19 protein-coding genes are annotated in these 16,859 nt (G+C 59.0%); 13 read left to right on the top strand and 6 right to left on the bottom strand.

Features of this window, described 5'->3' with window-relative positions:
• On the bottom strand, positions 1-288 hold a 288-nt coding region (locus CQ12_RS08365), incomplete at its 3' end, for a DUF2239 family protein (protein ID WP_157088074.1).
• A 360-nt stretch (positions 289-648) separates the two neighbouring features.
• On the opposite strand from CQ12_RS08365, the gene CQ12_RS08370 reads away from it, so the two are divergent.
• From CQ12_RS08370 to CQ12_RS08425, 12 genes are all read left to right on the top strand, one after another.
• Positions 649-1,917, top strand: a complete 1,269-nt coding sequence (locus tag CQ12_RS08370; RefSeq protein WP_057834840.1) for a tyrosine-type recombinase/integrase — start codon at positions 649-651, stop codon at positions 1,915-1,917.
• Positions 1,918-2,085: 168 nt separating this feature from the next.
• The gene (locus CQ12_RS47620; RefSeq protein WP_198164098.1) at positions 2,086-2,325 is read left to right on the top strand and encodes a helix-turn-helix transcriptional regulator; all 240 of its coding nucleotides are present in this window, start codon (positions 2,086-2,088) and stop codon (positions 2,323-2,325) included.
• A 4-nt stretch (positions 2,326-2,329) separates the two neighbouring features.
• A complete protein-coding gene (locus CQ12_RS08375; RefSeq protein WP_057834841.1) occupies positions 2,330-2,830 on the top strand; it encodes a hypothetical protein in 501 nt (166 codons plus the stop codon).
• 35 nt (positions 2,831-2,865) lie between these two features.
• Positions 2,866-3,819, top strand: coding sequence for a hypothetical protein (locus tag CQ12_RS08380; protein WP_057834842.1), 954 nt, complete (start codon positions 2,866-2,868; stop codon positions 3,817-3,819).
• Between the two features lie 306 nt (positions 3,820-4,125).
• On the top strand, positions 4,126-4,443 hold the full coding sequence (locus CQ12_RS08385; protein WP_157088075.1) for a hypothetical protein: 318 nt from the start codon (positions 4,126-4,128) through the stop codon (positions 4,441-4,443).
• Between the two features lie 58 nt (positions 4,444-4,501).
• Positions 4,502-4,852: a hypothetical protein gene (locus CQ12_RS08390; protein ID WP_057834844.1), complete on the top strand. Its 351-nt coding sequence runs from the start codon at positions 4,502-4,504 to the stop codon at positions 4,850-4,852.
• Between the two features lie 9 nt (positions 4,853-4,861).
• Positions 4,862-5,197 (top strand): hypothetical protein, encoded by a 336-nt coding sequence (locus tag CQ12_RS08395; protein ID WP_057834845.1) that lies wholly within the window; start codon positions 4,862-4,864, stop codon positions 5,195-5,197.
• Between the two features lie 56 nt (positions 5,198-5,253).
• Positions 5,254-5,445 carry a hypothetical protein gene (locus tag CQ12_RS08400; protein WP_157088076.1) on the top strand — a complete coding sequence of 64 codons (192 nt, stop codon included), beginning with the start codon at positions 5,254-5,256 and terminating at the stop codon, positions 5,443-5,445.
• A 62-nt stretch (positions 5,446-5,507) separates the two neighbouring features.
• Positions 5,508-5,774 carry a hypothetical protein gene (locus CQ12_RS08405; protein ID WP_198164099.1) on the top strand — a complete coding sequence of 89 codons (267 nt, stop codon included), beginning with the start codon at positions 5,508-5,510 and terminating at the stop codon, positions 5,772-5,774.
• 91 nt (positions 5,775-5,865) lie between these two features.
• A complete protein-coding gene (locus CQ12_RS08410; RefSeq protein ID WP_057834848.1) occupies positions 5,866-6,918 on the top strand; it encodes a bifunctional DNA primase/polymerase in 1,053 nt (350 codons plus the stop codon).
• Positions 6,915-8,360, top strand: a complete 1,446-nt coding sequence (locus CQ12_RS08415) for a primase-helicase family protein (RefSeq protein WP_057834849.1) — start codon at positions 6,915-6,917, stop codon at positions 8,358-8,360. Before CQ12_RS08410 ends, CQ12_RS08415 begins: the two co-directional genes overlap by 4 nt.
• A gap of 1,625 nt (positions 8,361-9,985) precedes the next feature.
• The gene (locus tag CQ12_RS08425; RefSeq protein WP_057834851.1) at positions 9,986-10,231 is read left to right on the top strand and encodes a hypothetical protein; all 246 of its coding nucleotides are present in this window, start codon (positions 9,986-9,988) and stop codon (positions 10,229-10,231) included.
• 2 nt (positions 10,232-10,233) lie between these two features.
• On the opposite strand, the gene CQ12_RS08430 is transcribed toward CQ12_RS08425, so the two are convergent.
• Genes CQ12_RS08430 through CQ12_RS43545 form a run of 4 tightly spaced genes read right to left on the bottom strand, consistent with a single transcriptional unit; the run spans position 10,234 to position 13,493 of the window.
• Positions 10,234-10,722, bottom strand: a complete 489-nt coding sequence (locus tag CQ12_RS08430; RefSeq protein WP_157088078.1) for a PIN domain-containing protein — start codon at positions 10,720-10,722, stop codon at positions 10,234-10,236.
• Positions 10,706-11,839 carry an ImmA/IrrE family metallo-endopeptidase gene (locus CQ12_RS08435; protein WP_057834853.1) on the bottom strand — a complete coding sequence of 378 codons (1,134 nt, stop codon included), beginning with the start codon at positions 11,837-11,839 and terminating at the stop codon, positions 10,706-10,708. The genes CQ12_RS08430 and CQ12_RS08435 overlap by 17 nt, the downstream gene beginning before the upstream one ends.
• Positions 11,836-12,426, bottom strand: coding sequence for a hypothetical protein (locus CQ12_RS08440; protein ID WP_057834854.1), 591 nt, complete (start codon positions 12,424-12,426; stop codon positions 11,836-11,838). The genes CQ12_RS08435 and CQ12_RS08440 overlap by 4 nt, the downstream gene beginning before the upstream one ends.
• Positions 12,423-13,493, bottom strand: a complete 1,071-nt coding sequence (locus CQ12_RS43545) for a hypothetical protein (RefSeq protein WP_157088079.1) — start codon at positions 13,491-13,493, stop codon at positions 12,423-12,425. The genes CQ12_RS08440 and CQ12_RS43545 overlap by 4 nt, the downstream gene beginning before the upstream one ends.
• A 1,208-nt stretch (positions 13,494-14,701) precedes the next feature.
• On the opposite strand from CQ12_RS43545, the gene CQ12_RS08445 reads away from it, so the two are divergent.
• Positions 14,702-15,367: a glutathione S-transferase family protein gene (locus CQ12_RS08445; protein ID WP_057834905.1), complete on the top strand. Its 666-nt coding sequence runs from the start codon at positions 14,702-14,704 to the stop codon at positions 15,365-15,367.
• A gap of 5 nt (positions 15,368-15,372) precedes the next feature.
• Here CQ12_RS08445 and CQ12_RS08450 read toward each other — a convergent pair whose 3' ends face one another.
• Complete coding sequence (locus CQ12_RS08450; RefSeq protein WP_057834855.1) at positions 15,373-16,752, bottom strand: serine hydrolase domain-containing protein; 1,380 nt, start codon at positions 16,750-16,752, stop codon at positions 15,373-15,375.
• Positions 16,753-16,859 lie beyond the last annotated feature (107 nt).

Below are 16,859 nucleotides of genomic sequence, written 5' to 3' on the forward strand. Positions count from 1 at the left end.
GACGCCGAGCTTGGGCCGTCCGCGCCCGCGCGGCGCCTCCGCCGACCCGTCCGTCGCGGCTTCCGGATCAGGAACCGGCTGCGGCAGGCGCGCGATGACGTCGCGTTCGGTGCCGCGCAGGTCGAGATCGATCGGTTGGCCAGTCGCGTCGTTGAATATGATGATCGGCGGCGCGGCGGGCCTTCGGGAGGCCTGCATCACCGCCAGCGCGACTTCGGCCAGCGGGCCCGCCGCGAGGCGCTGCGGCCCGATGAAGGCGGTGAATTGGGGACGAGCAATGTCAGCCATTGGAGGTACTCGGTATTTTCGTTAGCCTATATTTACCCGGATAAATTATGATGTCAATATCATCCGGGTAAATATATTGCCCCGCCTAAGGCCGTCTCGACTTTCCGTCCCCCGGCTGGCACCAACGCGACGCCAACTTCAGGGGAGCGCCAATGCTGACGGTTCATCATCTTCCCCGCTTCTGTAAGCCATTGAAGAAAAAGCGCTTATGTGTCGTAACCAATTGATACCGTTCGCCTATTTGTCCGATTGCGTCCAGCCAAATCCGAGCCTGTCCGACCCGTTCCGGCGTTTCCGTACAATTTGACGGGGCGATTTGTACGCCCTAGGACCGCTCGAAGCGTATCCCGGAGCGTCCCTATGCAGTTCACCTTCCGCACCCTCGAAGCCCTGAAGCCCGACCCGGCTGACGTCGCCGCCAAGCGCTACCGCGAACACTTCGCGGACGGGACCGGCGAGACGGCCCCCGGCCTAGCTATCCGCGTCGCCCCGACCGGCCGCAGAACCTTCACGTTCCACTACACATTCGACGGCAAGCGCGCCCGGATGGACCTCGGGCAGTTCCCGGCGTTCTCGCTCGCCGACGCCCGGAACGCCGTCACAGCCGCCCGGCAAGCGCTGGCTGCCAAGCCGCCGCGCGATCCCCGCAACATCCGGGACGACGAACAGGCCGCCGCAGCCGCCGGGCTGACCGTCGCGCAGGTCATCGAACGATATTTAGCCGACCCAGACGTTGCGAAGCTTCGGACTGTGGACCAGATCAGGCGAATTTTGCGAAACGAGTTCGGGAAATTTATCGGCGACAAGAGCGTCGCCGACCTGACCCGCCGCGACCTTGCCGAATGTCTGGACCGGGTTCGCCAGCGCGGCGCGCAGACCTACGCCGGGCACTGCCATACACACATGCGCTTGTGTTTCGATTGGGCCGTGCGCGTCGCCGCGATCCTGGAATCGAATCCCATGGAATCCATTGCCAAGCCCGCCGGGCCGGAGCAGCACGGCGAGAAGGTTCGGGCAATGGACGACGACGAACTAGCCGCGTTCTGGAATGGCGTTCGCGACGCCTTGCCCCCGTTGGGCCGGGACGTCTACGCCCGCGTGCTGAAGCTGGCACTTCTTACCGGCTGCCGCATCAGCGAGGTTGCCGAAATCCAGCCCGGCGAGATTCGAGACGGAGTCCTGACCATCCCCGGCGCGCGGACGAAGAACAAAAAGCCGCACCCGATTCCGTTAAATTCGACCATGCTCGAATTGCTCGGCAACGACCTAGATAACCCGTGGGGCTTGGTTAACGACACGCCTGTGACCGGCCCCCGTCTTACCGTGCTGTTTTCCGGCCGTGATATATCGAAGCGCCTTGGTTCGGCGAAGGGCTACACCATCCACGGACTCCGGCGGACCTGCGCGACCTACCTTGATGAAATGGGATTTCCCGAGTCCACTATCAGTCTTTGCCTTAACCACTCGCCGAAACGCGAGAAGCGACCCGACGCGGGCGCGGCCGTCACGCGGCGCTATATCAAAGCCAAGCAATCCACGATGCAGCGCAGGGCGGCGGCGTTGATGGAATTGAAACGGCAAGCCTTCGACGAATGGACTCGCTGCGTGCTGGGAACGGCGCAGGGATAAAAATTTCAAAATCGTTACCTGAGAAAACGCCCGGTGGTCGTGCTATGCATACGCCGCCGGACGTCTTCGGACGCCGAGCGAATTGAACTCCCGCCCGAGTCATAGCCGTTAGCGGACGGCGAACTCGTTTGGACGCTGCAAGCGATGCAGCGCGTCGGGAGTCGTCCTATGTCCGCGCCTATAAAACTCTGCGACCTTACAAAATCCCTAGCCATTCTTGGCGGCGAAAACAGCCCCATCAGCCGTTCCACGTTTTACGAAGGCATTGCCGCCGGCCGCTATCCCCGGCCCGTCCGCATTGGTCCGAATACGTCGCGATGGGTCGAAGACGAACTAGAGCAGTGCAAACGCGCAAGGCTCGAAGCGCGCGACCGCTCGCCAGTGGTGAAGCGTCGGCGCAGGCGGTGACGCCATGACAAAAAGCTCCCCCAAAATCGACGCCGCCTTGCTTGAAGATGCCATCGTTGAATGGCGGGCAACCGACTCAATAACAGCGCTCGCGGCCCTTGTCGCGGACGCCGGACTAACAATCTGGCTTTGCCGAAAAGACATTAAGCGATTGCCGCGTGAAAGGAAGATGGCGCAAGCGCTCGCGAGTCTGATCCTGTTAACGCGTGAACTCAAAGAGACTCGCCCGGCCGTGCTGCGCTCATGTATCGCCAAGCATCACTATGGCAACGCGAAATCGCCTTTTAGCGCCGTCGATAAGATTTTCAGGCGCGAATTTGCACGCGGCGTAAAACCCGAAGCCGAAGAGATCGTGCGGCTTATTTGTGAGTCGCATCAACGCAAAGCGAAGCATCTGGCGCGACTACAAGCCGTCCTGACTCCCCTCGCCGAAGCGGCAACATCCACGAAGTCGGATGCAACATCCACGAAGTCGGATGTAGATCGCGGCCCCTGCGACCGCTAAGCCCTAGATGAATTCAAACCCAATGAGGATCGAACATGTCTAACATTCAGGAAATCCACGTCGGCGAAGGCATTCAGCCGCTCACGGTCCGCGAGAAATTTGAAGAACAGTTTCCGCACATCGGCCCAATCCACGCTGACGAAGACAGGTTGGAATCGGAAAACCAATCCAATTACGAAGCGCACCAAAGAGCGTTGAACGCCTATCGCCTCGAAGTGGCCGAAAATGCGCACATGCTCATGGTCGAACAGCGAAGCCCTAAGCGCTCGACAAAGCGCGAAGAGCGATTGGAAAAGGAAGCAGAGAAACTGAAGGCAAAGCGGGCCGAAATTGACCGCCGCCAGAATGAATATTTGCGCAACCGCCCCGGCCCCATGGGGAACGCCATTCGCAGTTTCTTTTCATCGAGTGCCGCGCATCAGCCCTACGAGTGTGCGAACACGACCGACACACTTCTGCCGGGCAAGACGGCCGTGGATATGACGCAGCACTATCGCGAACAGAATCAGGCGAAGCTCGCCGAGCGTATAGCCATCGGCAAAGCCCCGCTACCCGCCGCCGAGATTCAGGCCATTATCGCCGAAGACGTCTCGAAATGGGCAGCCAAGATTCAAAAGAGCGTTCGGCATGTCGATCTGAACGACAAGACGGACCGCTTCAAGCGGCGTAGCCTCTCGCTGCCGCGCCTGAGTATCCCCGATGGCATTGGCGGCATAACCTACGTTCCCGACGCACTCGGCGTCATGGCCGCGCTGTTCGGCCCCGAAATGATCGAACGGCTAACCGCGTTGATACTGGAGAATCACAACGACGCGGACGCGCTGGACGCGGTCGAACGTTCGCGCCGACTGAAGGAAGTCAACGCCGCGATTCTGGATATCCAATACAAGGGCGAATACTGGCACCGTGTTGCGCGCAGTCAGGGCGCAAACCCCGGTCCGCGCATCAGCACCAACGTCCTCGCCATTTTGGATTTGGTCCGCGCATAGGCAAAAAGTTTTCGCCGCGCGTGCTCCTTTCCACATGCGCGGCGACGCGGCGGGCGATTGCTGGGGAGTGTATCGCCCGCCGCACCAAATTCCGTCGAAGGTGAGGCTGCTTCCTTCTTTTGGCGGATACCCGCGACTAGCCACGGCGTGGGGACGCGAAGGCCCGTGTTGTGATGGTGGAAAAGCCGAGGACTCCCCGACTCGGCGAGGTGTGAAAGCACCAAGCGACACGGGCCGGAACGTTTTAGTTCAAACCAGTAGAGGACTACAAACATGAGTGCAGTTGACGAAATCGAATCTACGCCGTTGCAGAAGGTCTATCGGGAAGCACGGCGCGCCGCAGGAAAGCACGCGGTGACCATGGTCCTAGTGGCGAACGGCGCAACGACAGGGTTCCTGCCCGACGTGCCGCCCGCCAATCATGCAAGGTGCATGGCCGCGTTGCAAAAGCTTATCGGCAACGCGAGCGCAGGCACCGACGCAAAGCGAGTCGATGACGACTTCGACGCAATCCGCGCGAAGGCGTTCGGCACGCCCGAGCGGCCGACGCCGGTCAAGAAACTGGACCCGGTCGGAATTTTCAAGCGCTGGAATAATCCGCCGCCGGTTGACCGCGACAACTGATCCCTCGGCGACTCTGCAAAGAGTCGCCGCTTCCACCATTCCAACTGGAGTTGAATCCATGCCCCGCATCAAAATTGCCGCTCGCGAAGACCGCGCCGCAGCGGTGCGCGCCGACACAATCGAGGAGTGCGCAAAGCTTGTTGAACCGAAAGGCCCTCGTCCTTGCGATTGCGAGCCATTCGGCTGCTACTGCCACAACAACGGCGATGCCGCAGCCGTAGCCGCTTGGGATGCCGATATGGCGACAGCCGCTATGATTCGTGGCCTCTCAACATCCGAACCCGACAAGGGCGCAACAATCTGGATTGGCGATGGCGACCCGCCAAGCGGCCACAATGCACCCACCGGCCACGATGCATCTACCGGCCAGAGAATTTTCGTCGGGTCCGGCGACCCGCCGAACGATTGAGTTCGTGTCATGGCACTTCCCAGCGACGAATATTTGCTTGCCCATCTTCGCGAGGCGATGCGCCTTTATCAAGAGGCGCTGCCAACCGCGACCGACATGCAGAAGGTTGTGTGGCACCACTGTAGCCGCGCCAAGTTCGTCGAAGCGGCATTCCCTTTCTACGAGGGCGACGCGGAAGTGTCGTGCGTGATTAACGTCGCGATGTTGAACGTCATCGAGACGATGCCGCTTGAAGACGCGCTGGCGAGCGCGAAGGCGCGGATAGCGAAAAACTGGCAGCCGCCGTCGAAGCGTTATCAGCGATTCGTGTATCAGCGTTACCTGGACTCGCTGAAGCAGCGCTAACGTTCCTTTGCAGATTTTTCTAATCCATGTTTCTACTTTCGATAGGAGATATGACGATGCACCGACACGAAGGCACCATCAAAGATATCGCTGCCGCGGAAGGCAAAAGCACGCAGCGAATCTATCAGGTCGCGATGGAAGCGGGCTTCCCCGCGCCGCTGTACGTCGTCGGCAAAAACAAAATCTATGACATGCGTCAGGTCGCACGCTACTTCGCGAACCGCACCGACCGGCGCAAAACTGCGTAGGAGTAACCGCTGTGCCACAGACAATCGAAGCTGACTTCCATGGGCTACTCGCGCAAAGCAGGATGACTGCCAATCAGAAATTGGACGAAGCCTTGCGGGCGCTAGCAGCCAGCGAGATAGAGCCCGGCCCTAAGTGGTCGGCCGAAGCCTGCGCTACCTTGGCCGCTGCGCATATGCAAGCGTCAACGCTGGACTTTGGAATCGCCGTGCTGGCGCAACAGATTCGTGCGGGGCTTGAAAACGGCTACTCGGGCGGCCCCGACTTTAACGAAGTTTTTCGGGAACTGTTTCTGCGCAAACCCGCCAAGCGGTTCGCCGAATTCGGCTAGGAAGTTTTCAACCCGGCGACTCCCCATCGCTAAAAGAAACCCGGCGCGCGAGTGGCAATCGCGGCCGGGCAAGTGAAGTAAGGAGTCGAGAATGTTTAAGCTAGCAAACCCGCCCGTCCCGGCCAAAGGAACGTTTGGACGCGGCTTCGAGCGCTACAACCCCGACACGTCCGACTTCCTAGCGCTGCACATGTGGAACGCTCGGAAGCGCCTTCCTAATGGCACCCTAACCGCCATCGGCAAAGCGCCCATCGCGCGCAAGTGGACGACGATTCGAGTCGTGTCGCGCGCCGTCCGCAGGCGGTGCCTCGCCGAACTGCGCAACATGGGAATCCGGCTCAAACCGAATCAACTCGTTATCGACGTTGACCCGCGCAACGGCGGCGACGCCAGTTTTGCGGCGTTGTGCTTTGACATAGGCTTAGACGGCGATGAGTGGCCGCGCGTGTATACCGGGTCGGGCGGATGGCATTGCTATATGGCGAAGCCCGAGGACGTGTTGATCTGTGAAACGCTGGACGAATACCCCGGCATAGAATTCAAATCGAAGGGCCGCCAAGTCGTCGCCGCCGGTTCGCGCCATCCTGACGGCGGGCTTTATCGTTGGTCGGTAGACCATCCCGACATTCGCAAGGGAATCCCCATGGTCCCGACGGCGCTGTTGCGCGTCATCGCGCGCAAGGACAGTGGCCACAACGGCGGCGGCGATGGCGGACAGTACACGGTCGAACAACTCGCCCGCGCGCTCGAACGGCTAGACGTGACGGAATTCCGCGATCAATTCGAGTGGCGCAACCTGATGTTCGCCTGCCATCACGCGACCAATGGCGACGGCGAACGCGTCTTTATGGATTGGTCCGCGAGCGACCCGCAATTCGCTGGCGACTCGGCCATTGTGCAAAAGCGCTGGCGATCATGCGGCGACAAGTCGAACGCGATCACATACCGGACCCTAAACAAGATTCTACGCGAACGCGGCGCTGCCGACGCTATCCCGCCGCGCGACGTGTCACACGACGAATTCCCCGACGACATGGTGCGCGACGTGCCCATATCGAAAACGGAAGGTTATAGGGACGCGACGACGTCCCGTTATGTCAATGTCCGCGACGCGGGTATAAAGCGACGGAAGGCCAAGTCATGAGTGAGATCGAAATCAAAATCCACCCCGACAGCGCGGATTTTCTGCGGCTAGTCGCGAAGAACGACGCCGCCGCCGAACTAGACGCGCAACGGCTGTTCATACTCAACGAAATCAGCGTCGAAAACATCGACGAAATGGTGAAGCTTGTGAACAACAACGGCAAGCCGCGCGTCATGCGTTGGGGCAAGTCGGGCTTTGACCCCAAGGTGCGTGTTCCCGAGTTCATGACGATTCCCGATTTTAAGGCGCTGTTGCAGAACCGCGCCGTCTATAAGGATTTGCCCGCGACCAAGTCAAAGCCAGCGCGCACCGTGCGAGTCGATTTGGCAAAGCATTGGCTCGAAGACCCGACGCGCTACATATACGACGGCCTTGTGTTCGACTCGAAGCGCAACAGCAAAGACGAAATCAATCTATGGCGCGGATTCGGAATCACGCCCGCGCCCGGCGATTGGTCGAAGATGGAAGAGCATATAGCGAAGATTCTGGCGGCGGGCGAAGCGCCTAGCGAAAAATACCTTCTGCATTGGCTCGCATTCGCATTCCAGAATCCGACCGAACGCGCCGAAGTGGCGGTAGCGCTCATGTCCGAAGCGAAGGGAACAGGCAAGGGTATGTTGGGGCGCGCCATCGTCAAGGCGTTCGGCGCGCACGGACTCCAAATCCTGCAACGCTCGCAGCTAACCGGCAAGTTCAACGCGCACCATGCGCTATGCGGTTTCCTCTTCAGCGACGAAGCGGTGCGACCCGACCGAGTCGAAGACGACAACGTGTTAAAGGGAATCATCACCGAGGACACAATTCAGATTGAGCGCAAGGGAATCGACCTTGTCACCATGCGCAACGCGCTGAAGGTCATGTTGGCGTCGAACAACTCGAAGATTGTTCAAGCGTCGGAGGACGAACGCCGCTATGCCGTCTTCGAAGTATCGACGAAGCGTCAGCAGGATCAAAAGTATTTCCGCGCGATTCAGGAGCAGCTAGACGACGGCGGACTCGCGGGGATGATGTACGACTTGCAGAACAGGCCCCTTGGCGAGTGGCATCCGCGCAGCGGAATCCCGGCAACGAAGGCACTGAAGGCGCAGCAAGTGCTATCGCTGGGCGCAAAGGAATCCTGGCTATATGGCTACCTGCTTTCCGGCGTTCTCGATTGTCAGAGTCGCGCAGCGCCGAACATAGTCAAGAGCGGCGAGTTTTTCGACCTCGCGCGCAAGCGCCCGAAGATGGGGCACAACGGCGACCCGACCCTAAGCACGTTCCTCGAAGATTGGGGTTGCGAGCGCAAGCGGTCGAACGGATCGCATTGGGTTTTCCCGCCGCTGTCGGAAATGCGGACTGCATGGCTCAAAGCCAAACCCTTTTGCCCGCCGTTCGCAAACCCCGAAGCCGAATGGTCGTCGGGGATGGATATCGACGACGATGATGACGAATTCGGCTAGAATGGACAGGTTTGGACAGGTCATGGACAGGCCCTGTCCGCGCCAAAGCCTATAACCAAAGGGGTTTCCCCACAGTTGGACAGTTTGGACAGGTTATCTCTTACTTATAAGGAAAAAGAATGAAAGAAGGACGGCCGCACGCTATCTCATGGTTATATAGAATTGCCCCCCTCCAACGCGTCCAACCTGTCCAAAATTAAAGAAGTGCCTGCGGCAGTGGGCTAACATGGCGGACAGGTTTGCTCGCAACCTGTCCACATTCCCTAACCTGTCCACGTTCAGGGGGTACCCCCTCCCCACATGGTAGGGCGAAGACCCCGCACCGCGCCCGCGCTCGACGCGCTCTTATCTCTTCACGCCGCTGGATTGATAGCCCGGAAGCGTGGCGGAGAACCTTTGCGTTAAGAGAAATGAAATCAAATGTTTGAGGCATAAAATATCTCGTTGCCTTCACAACTAATCTCCGTCTCACGCGTTCGCACGCGATAACACTCGACGACCATCGAACAATAAGCGGATGCCCACATCAGCAAGGCCAGTACATGCAATGCATAGGCATAGAGGCAAGACCGGGCTCGGGGATGGACTCGCCATCACGCAATTTGCGATTCCGATTCTTCGAAGCACTAAGAGAAATTATTTCTCTAAAGCGATGCGCTGAAATTTTCTCGGGGTCCTTCCAAAACGAAAAAACGCTATGAGGGCAGAAACGGAGCGCAGATGCTCACCGGACGGGTAAGAAAAATATTTTCGGTACGAAATGGGTAAGCGCAAAACTTCAAAGTGCCGCGCTTATAGAATTCGCGACTCGTCGAATCCGCAAATCGGCCGCGAGTCGATTCTGGATTTTTCAAAAACCGGCTGCGAAATGGGTAGGCGCTCGCGCGTGCAGAATCGTTCCTTCGCGCGGGCGTTAGTCTTCCGCTATGGTCCGGCCGTCGCAACACAAACAAGGAAGGCCCCTCATGAAAGAGCCGCGTGTTTCGAAGCGAGCGCTAATCAACATCTTGGGACTCACGGAAACCGGCGTCGATGATGCGCTAAAGCGCGGCGCGCCCGGCGGCCCCGGCGGATACCAAGTTGGAAGTTTCCTCGCATGGCTCTTGATGAACAATGGAGTCGGACATGTCAAAGCAGCGTGACAAATCGAAGGGCGGACGTCCCAGCGTGCTGGGGAAGGACGCGGCTTACCTGACGGTGAAGCTACGTCGTGACCAAATCCGCAGCATCAATCGCATTGCGGGACCCGCCCCCGGTGGTCGTCCCGGCGTTATCCGCGACCTGCTAGACGCAGGCTTGAAGCTGGCGCGGAGTCGCGCGACGCGATGACGACGAAGGCGTGTATAGTATGCGGCGGCGACTTCACGCCGTCGCGAGCTAATGAAGATTTGCAAATCACGTGTTCGGATGCGTGCCGCGTCGAGCGTAGGCGCGAACTGGAACGGCTGCGCAGGTCGCGGATAGCGCCGGTTCAAATACCATGCTCGCGCTGTGGCGTGCCGATGCCACCGCGTGGCCGCAACACTGGCAACCGGCGATTCTGTTCGGAGGAATGCAGGCTTGGGGTCTCTACCGCGCCCGAGGTGACGTCAGCCGACGCCGTGCCCTGCCAACATTGCGGCCGAATGTTCGAACCGAAACAGACAACCGGACGCCGCCAGCGATACTGTCAGCCCGCTTGCCGGGTCGCCGCATTCAAAGCGCGGCACGTCGAAGACGACGGCAGCGAGATTCCTGTCGTGGATATCGACGAAGCGCCGCGTCGGCTGGCGGTCGCGAAGCTGTTCGACCGCTTCGACTGCGGCGGCGCGTTCGACCACGTCACGCCTGCCCGCTGGATGAATCAGACTGATAAGCGCGCGGGAAGGTGAGTTTAGGATTGAAACCATTCAAGCGCGATATCGGGCAGAAAGCCGCCAGCGTCCTTCATCCGCTCATAATATTCAAATGCCTCTTCGGCTGTGCAAAGCCCGGCCTCAACAGCCCATTTTAGCAGACGCAGGCTGCCCACCACCTTGCCTTGGTCGGCCAAGGCGATTGCAATCCGCCTAGCTTTTCCGTCGTCGCAGCAGAAGACGTAGTCTCCGTCTAGAAGCAGCGCCAAACACTCCGTCTCCCCCTCGCCAAGCTCGTGCTCGTCGAGCAAAGTAAGAAAGCGTTCAGAGGAAACTTCGTTTGGGTCTACGAAACGGATCGTGCCTTGCTCCTGAAGCGCGAGAAGCTCCGCCGCACAGGTTGGCTCGCATTCACCCACTACCAAGGGCGAGACACAAATATTCACATTTGGCAGAGCAGCGACGACGGCTAACGCCTCGGCATTCGATAGGTTGATTACCGAACTCGCATCAATGATGAGGTCCACGACGTCCCTCACCGCTGATGCGCGATCCATAGACGTCGTTGATGGAGCAGTTCAAGCGGTCCGTTACCCAACCGATGGAAACCTCACCTTGCTCAACTTTTTTCGCAGCAACATTAAGCAGGTTCTTTGATACACGCGGGATATGCACGGGCTCGCGCGTAGGCAAACGAAGAGCCTCTGCTCGCTTCTCGGGGCCGCCAAAGTAGTCCCGAAGGTGGTCAGCGAGTGATTTTGCTCCCCCCGATGGGAGAAGCTGCAAATCTTCGCAGCGACGCGCTGCCACCTCGAAGCTCACCCCGTAGAAGCGCGACAGATACAATATCTCGATGTCGCCGATTGCCGGATTGGTAATACCGAGCGTCCTGCGAACCTGCTGCAGAACCTTTCCAACACCGCTCGCAGGAAGCAGAAGTACGGAAGCAAAGGCGTTTACGAAATACTCCGCTTGTGATCGATATCTGTGAAGCCCCCCAATCTGCCCAGCCAGATCGAAGGTCACTGATCGATTAAAGTTCTTGTGGTGCGTTATTAGATGGCCGACTTCGTGCGCAAGCGTGAACAGCATTCTGCCACTAAAGCGCGGCGACACGAATACGAAGGGATAGCCATCCGCTACGACCGACGCGCCTTCGAAGCGAGACGTCTCTAGCCTTCCCAGAATTACACCCAAATCAACTATTAGACGTGGCAAGTCCGTGAGTGGGTCGTCGAGCTGATCTGGCAACAACATCTGACGAAATTCATTCGCGAGCCGCTCTGCCTCTTGGTAGGTCTCTTGCTCAAATCGAAATTGTGAGAGCCATTGCGGGGGCGCATCGCGTGGTGGAAGTATCTTTAGCGCAGCCTCGACAAACCCGGCCGCTGCCTCTACTCCGCGATCAGGCCTTGAAGAGACGGTCTGGCGGAACAACATTCCTAGTTCGCTCTTCGATGCGCTCTCTGAAGCGAACGAACGAAGAGGGACTTTTAGCCCGCGCGACAACGCACGCAGGTCTGCCAAGGTTGGATCTTCGCCGTCTAAGAACGCGCGAATGCGATCCGTTGAGAGCCGCGATTTGGTCGCTATCTCATCGGGCGACAGCGGCAACTGTCTTAGAAAAGTCGCGACCCTGCTCATGATCGCGTTAAGGCGGCGGACGCCTTAATTCCCTGCAACCAAGAAAGCATGTCTTTAACCTGGGATTCGTTGAGCTTTGCGGCGCGACCCATCACGTCGAAAACGCGGTTTCCTCGCTTGCCGAGCATTTCAGAGAGCTTGGGAAGAGTTTGGTCGCGGCCCATCGCGACTTCGCGGTCGCTTTCGAGCGCTACCGGATTCTTACCGACAATGAAGTTTTTGATTCGATCTTCGAAAGTGTCCGGCTTATGCGTATCTAAGGGATGCTGATTCCCTTTGGCATCAACGATGATGTTTCCTTCTACGAGCCCGTTTGCGCCGGTCTGAAGTCTATCTTCGGGAAATCTCCGGTAGGCAGCTAGCGCGTCAATCCTCTCGTCAACTTGCAAGCCGCCTACGACATATTGCTGGACCGCAGGCACCTTTCCGCTGACTACGAATATGAAGTCACCGGGCAAAACAACCCGTCGAATGTTAGTCATGCACGCTCCTAACGTCGGGGTCTTCCTAAAAAGGATAGGATCGTTCATGTTGCCGCGCGCATGGGGATCGGTGCCGGTGCCTGATATATAGATGTAACCCTTCACGGTCGTCTCCGCGCTTCAAATTGATTAGACTGCCAATTCGCCCTGAGGCTTTTTCGAACGGCTTCGAAGGGATTGCTCACAACTAGCTTGCGCCGCCCGTTCGAAACAAATTTTTCGTTGCAATAATCGCATGTGTGCTCGCGATGCGGAGAAAACGCCAAATCGCCAACGTCAAAGTGCGCTTTCTCACAACGGGGGCAATTTAAGCTGACCACTTTATCCGAGAGGTATGGCAAAGCCTGTTGAGCCATAAAATATTGGATGTGAACTTCATTCAGCTCAACGCCGTCAAGCAAGACGTGGTCGAAAGTGTCGTCAACGACGATATCCCCATGAGAATCATAAAGGTGAATGTGCAGGCCAGCTTCTTCGGGTCGATCCGAAGTCCACAGCAGCGCTGGATTTGATGCCCAGATTTGAACGCCGCCCGGATAAGAAGCTTGCTCCACGTTTAGGGTTCGCGGCGCTCTGATCGGCTGGACATTCTGCTGAACGACCTGAAGCAGGGCCACGGGGTTAGATATTGATTTCTCTGAGTCGTTGAACTGTCGTCCGCAATCTTGGCACATGTGCCTGCGGTGAGGGTTAACAGCAAAGTAGCCAGCATCCAAATGCGCTTCGTTACAGTGTGGGCAGTGGAGAAGCTTGACGTCGCGCTTTAGAAAGCGGCTCAGATAAAAACTAATCGCCGTGTCACCGGTGATAGTAGCCTGTTCAGTTGAAGACAACGTTACGATTACAGTGTCGAAAGTGTCATCGACTTCTTTACGTCCGTCTGCGGTGGCTCGCGCATGGACGTGGATGCCAATTTCTGGGGGCATTGAAGAAGTGTCGTAGACTGCCTCAACAGCACCCCACAGAGCGATCCCGCCGGGGTGCGCCGAAGCATCAAGCTCTAGGACTTTTGGCGGCTTTTGCGCTTTCGCGAGGCCGTGACATGCAGATAGACGCGCACCATTGTGGCCCGTCGCGCTGGATCGGTGCGTCCGACACCAGTATCGCGGCTTGCCGTTCCGCTGCTTTCCAACGTGCTCGATTGAGCACTTATCAGGTTGACCGGCGCTCATGAAAAGCCTTGCTTTCAAAGCCAATAGAACATAAAGAGAACAGTTTGTCTAGCCATGCCATTCAACTTCAAGGAGAGGACTCGATTTTCCTCTAGCAGTAAAGATGCAATCATGGAGATTAGTATGCGCATCTACGCCTTAGACCCTACGTCTGCTGAGATCGAAGGGCCGTTTGCCGAAGTGAGGGCTTGGACTGGACCGCAGGCGCGGCAGAAGGCAGATGCCGCATTTCCCGGTGACGGCTGGTTGGACGAATCACGTTTCGATTGCCGACCTCTGGTCGCGGATAGAGCGCCCAACCAAGGTTCGGTGACACGATTCGCTGACCGCGCGGTGTTGCCGCCCGTTCAATAGGTCTCGGTAGCCCGTCTACGTCAACACCACGGGCGCGGCAGCGCTGGACAGCTAGTCGCGCTACAGACGAGCCGGGCGGCCAGCCCCTCGCTGATCAGAATTGATCCTACGTCCACGCCGTTAATTCGCAGCGTGCCGCAGCGACGACCGAAGTTGCACGCATTGGTGCCTTCAGTCCCCGGCGGGCATGAGCACGCAACCTGTTGGAAATTCGGTCGGCCAGTGCTGACTAGTTCGCGAAGCCGCCGTTGCGCGGCCTCGCCTTTTTGGCGCTCAGCCTCGCACCGCGCCCGGCTTCCTGTTTCGGGCGCGTTGAAGCCGACTAAACGGACGTTAGGCCGACCGTCGTTCAAGCTGATGGTGTCGCCATCGATGACGTAGACCGAAACTGGCGCTGGATTGGAAGTGAACGAAGTCGTGCGCGGTGTCGCTGCCATTTCAGTGGGTGACGACTTTAGGAGCGCGTTAACAGCGGCGAAGCTGAGTAGGATGCAGATGACGACCAAGGCAAGAAAATAGCGCGAGCCACGGGGGATGAAGTCAGCGGCCATTGAGCGCACCATCCGGTTTTCAGGCTCTTGGGGGCGGTCATGATGCAACCCCGGGGGTTAAGACCGGATTAGTTTCACGCCGCACAGCCCGCCCGCCCGGCGCGTTAAACGGCCTCCGCCGTGAACTGAATGCAGCCGAGTGGAAGACCGCTGCACGGCTCGCCTGCGCGTTCTAGGGCTATGGCCGGAATTGTCCCGTTAAGATACGATTAACCGTCCGCGCAAAAGCCGTACAAATTCCGAAAGGTCAGCGCGAAGAATGGCGCTAACCCACTGTAATGCAGGTGCAATTTGAATTCCAAAGTGCTCACGGTTCATCATCTCAACAACTCACGCTCCCAGCGCGTGCTGTGGCTCCTCGAAGAGCTTGGCGTCGAGTACGAGATCGTGCGCTACCAGCGCCAGCCGGACATGCGCGCCCCGAAGGAGCTGCGCGCCATTCACCCGCTCGGCAAGTCGCCCGTCATCACCGACAATGGCAACACCATCGCCGAGTCCGGCGCGATCTGCGAATACATCATCGGCACCTATGGCAATGGCCGCCTGATCCCGCCGCCGAATACGCCGGAGCGGCTGCGCTACACCTATTGGCTGCACTATGCGGAAGGTTCGGCGATGTCGCCGCTCCTGCTGAAGCTGCTGTTCACGCTGATGCCGAAGCGCGCGCCGGCGCTGCTTCGGCCGCTGGTGCGCAAGGTCTCCAACACGGCGCTGACCACGCTGGTCAATCCGCAGCTCAAGCAGCACATGGATTACTGGGAGGGCGAACTCGGCAAAAGCGAATGGTTCGCCGGTAACGAATTTTCGGGCGCCGACATCCAGATGAGCTTTCCGCTCGAAGCCGCCGCGGCGCGCGGCGGGCTGGAGCAGGGCCATCCCAAGGCGATGGCGTTCCTCGAACGTATTCACGCCCGCCCGGCCTATGCGCGCGCGCTGGAAAAGGGCGGGCCGTATGTGATCGGGCGATAATCGTCTTAAGGCTGCACCGCCGCGATCACTTCCTTCACCAGCCTCGCAGCGCCTCTGATATCGCCGGTCGGATCGACGCTGTCGCCGAGACGTACCACGACGAGGCGCTGAGACGGGATGATAAAGATGCGCTGGCCGAGGTCGCCGGAGGCAAAGAAGGCGTCGCGGGGTATGCCTAGCCGCACGCGGCCTCTGGCGTTGGGGTGTTCGCTGCGATTGGTCCAGAAGCCGGCGGCGTAATCGGTATCGAGCGTCGCCGCCGCGCAAAAATCGACCCAGTCCGGATGCAGGATACGCTTGTCCCCGACCACGCCGTCATTGAGATAGAGCAGGCCGAACCTCGCCCAGTCGCGCGCGCTGGCCAGCATGTAGGTCGAGCCCTGCAGCGTGCCTGATCCGTCGAACTCCAACGTGACGCTGCGCATGCCGAGCGGATTGAACAGTTCGCGCCACGCAAACGCCAGCGTCTGTTCCGGTCCGCCGACGGCGTCGCGAACGATGCGCGCCAGGATCTGCGTGGTCGGACTCGAATACGCCCATCGCGTGCCCAGCGGCGAGATCATCTTTGCATTCACGGCATAGGCTGCCGTATCATCCTGCAGGAACATCCGGCTGGACGGATCGAAGCCGGAATTGGTTTCGTCGAGGTCCAGACCGCTGGTCATGCGCATGAGATGCTCGACCTCGATCTCGCGCCTGGGATCGCCGGCACCGCGCCATTCCGGTATCGGCGCGGGCATCGAGGGCGTGACCAGGCCCTGCTGCGTCAAGATGCCGATCAGTGCGTTGACCACCGACTTGGTCATGGAGAAGCCGAGCAGCGCCGTGTCGACGCCGATGCCGGGAGCGTAGCGTTCGGCGATCACCTTGCCGTCGTGCACAACGACCACCGCCTTGGTCCTGCGGAACGGCGGCGCGGCCGGCTCGAAGGCATGATCGAGCGCCGCCTTCAGCGCCGCGTCCGCCGGTTCGACCACGGCGGGGCCCGCAATCTCGGGAAGCGCCGGCGGCGTCTTCGCCTTGAGCGCCTCGACGTCGTTCTTCAGCAGATAAGGTTGCTTTGCTCCATACTGATCGACACAGCCGAACCCTTCGTGAAAGGCCGCGCGGCTGCGGAACAGCCCGAGCGTCGAGGCATCTACGGTCCCCGCGCTGCGGTCGAGGGTGAAGCGCAGTACGTGGCGCAGCCGTCGGATCCCGGCGCGATCGGAAACCTCTGCGAATACCGTTTGCGGATCGAGCCCTGAGACGAAGGTCTTCGAGCAGATGTTATGCGCAACATAGCCGGTCGCGACGCGGATGGCGCGATCGGGCCGGAAGTGGACGCTCGCGCCCGCTAACGCGGCGACCAAGACGGCGAGGGCGATGGCAATCCACTTTCGCAAAGCAGGCGTGCTCCCCGAGCCTCTAAAGCGGGATGACTTTTCTTCGAAACGTCATCCCGCTTTAGCTTTTTGTTTGAGCATGATCTTTTCGAAAAACCGCTACACGC

It is taken from the genome of Bradyrhizobium jicamae, assembly GCF_001440395.1.
Classification (GTDB): Bacteria; Pseudomonadota; Alphaproteobacteria; order Rhizobiales; family Xanthobacteraceae; genus Bradyrhizobium; species Bradyrhizobium jicamae.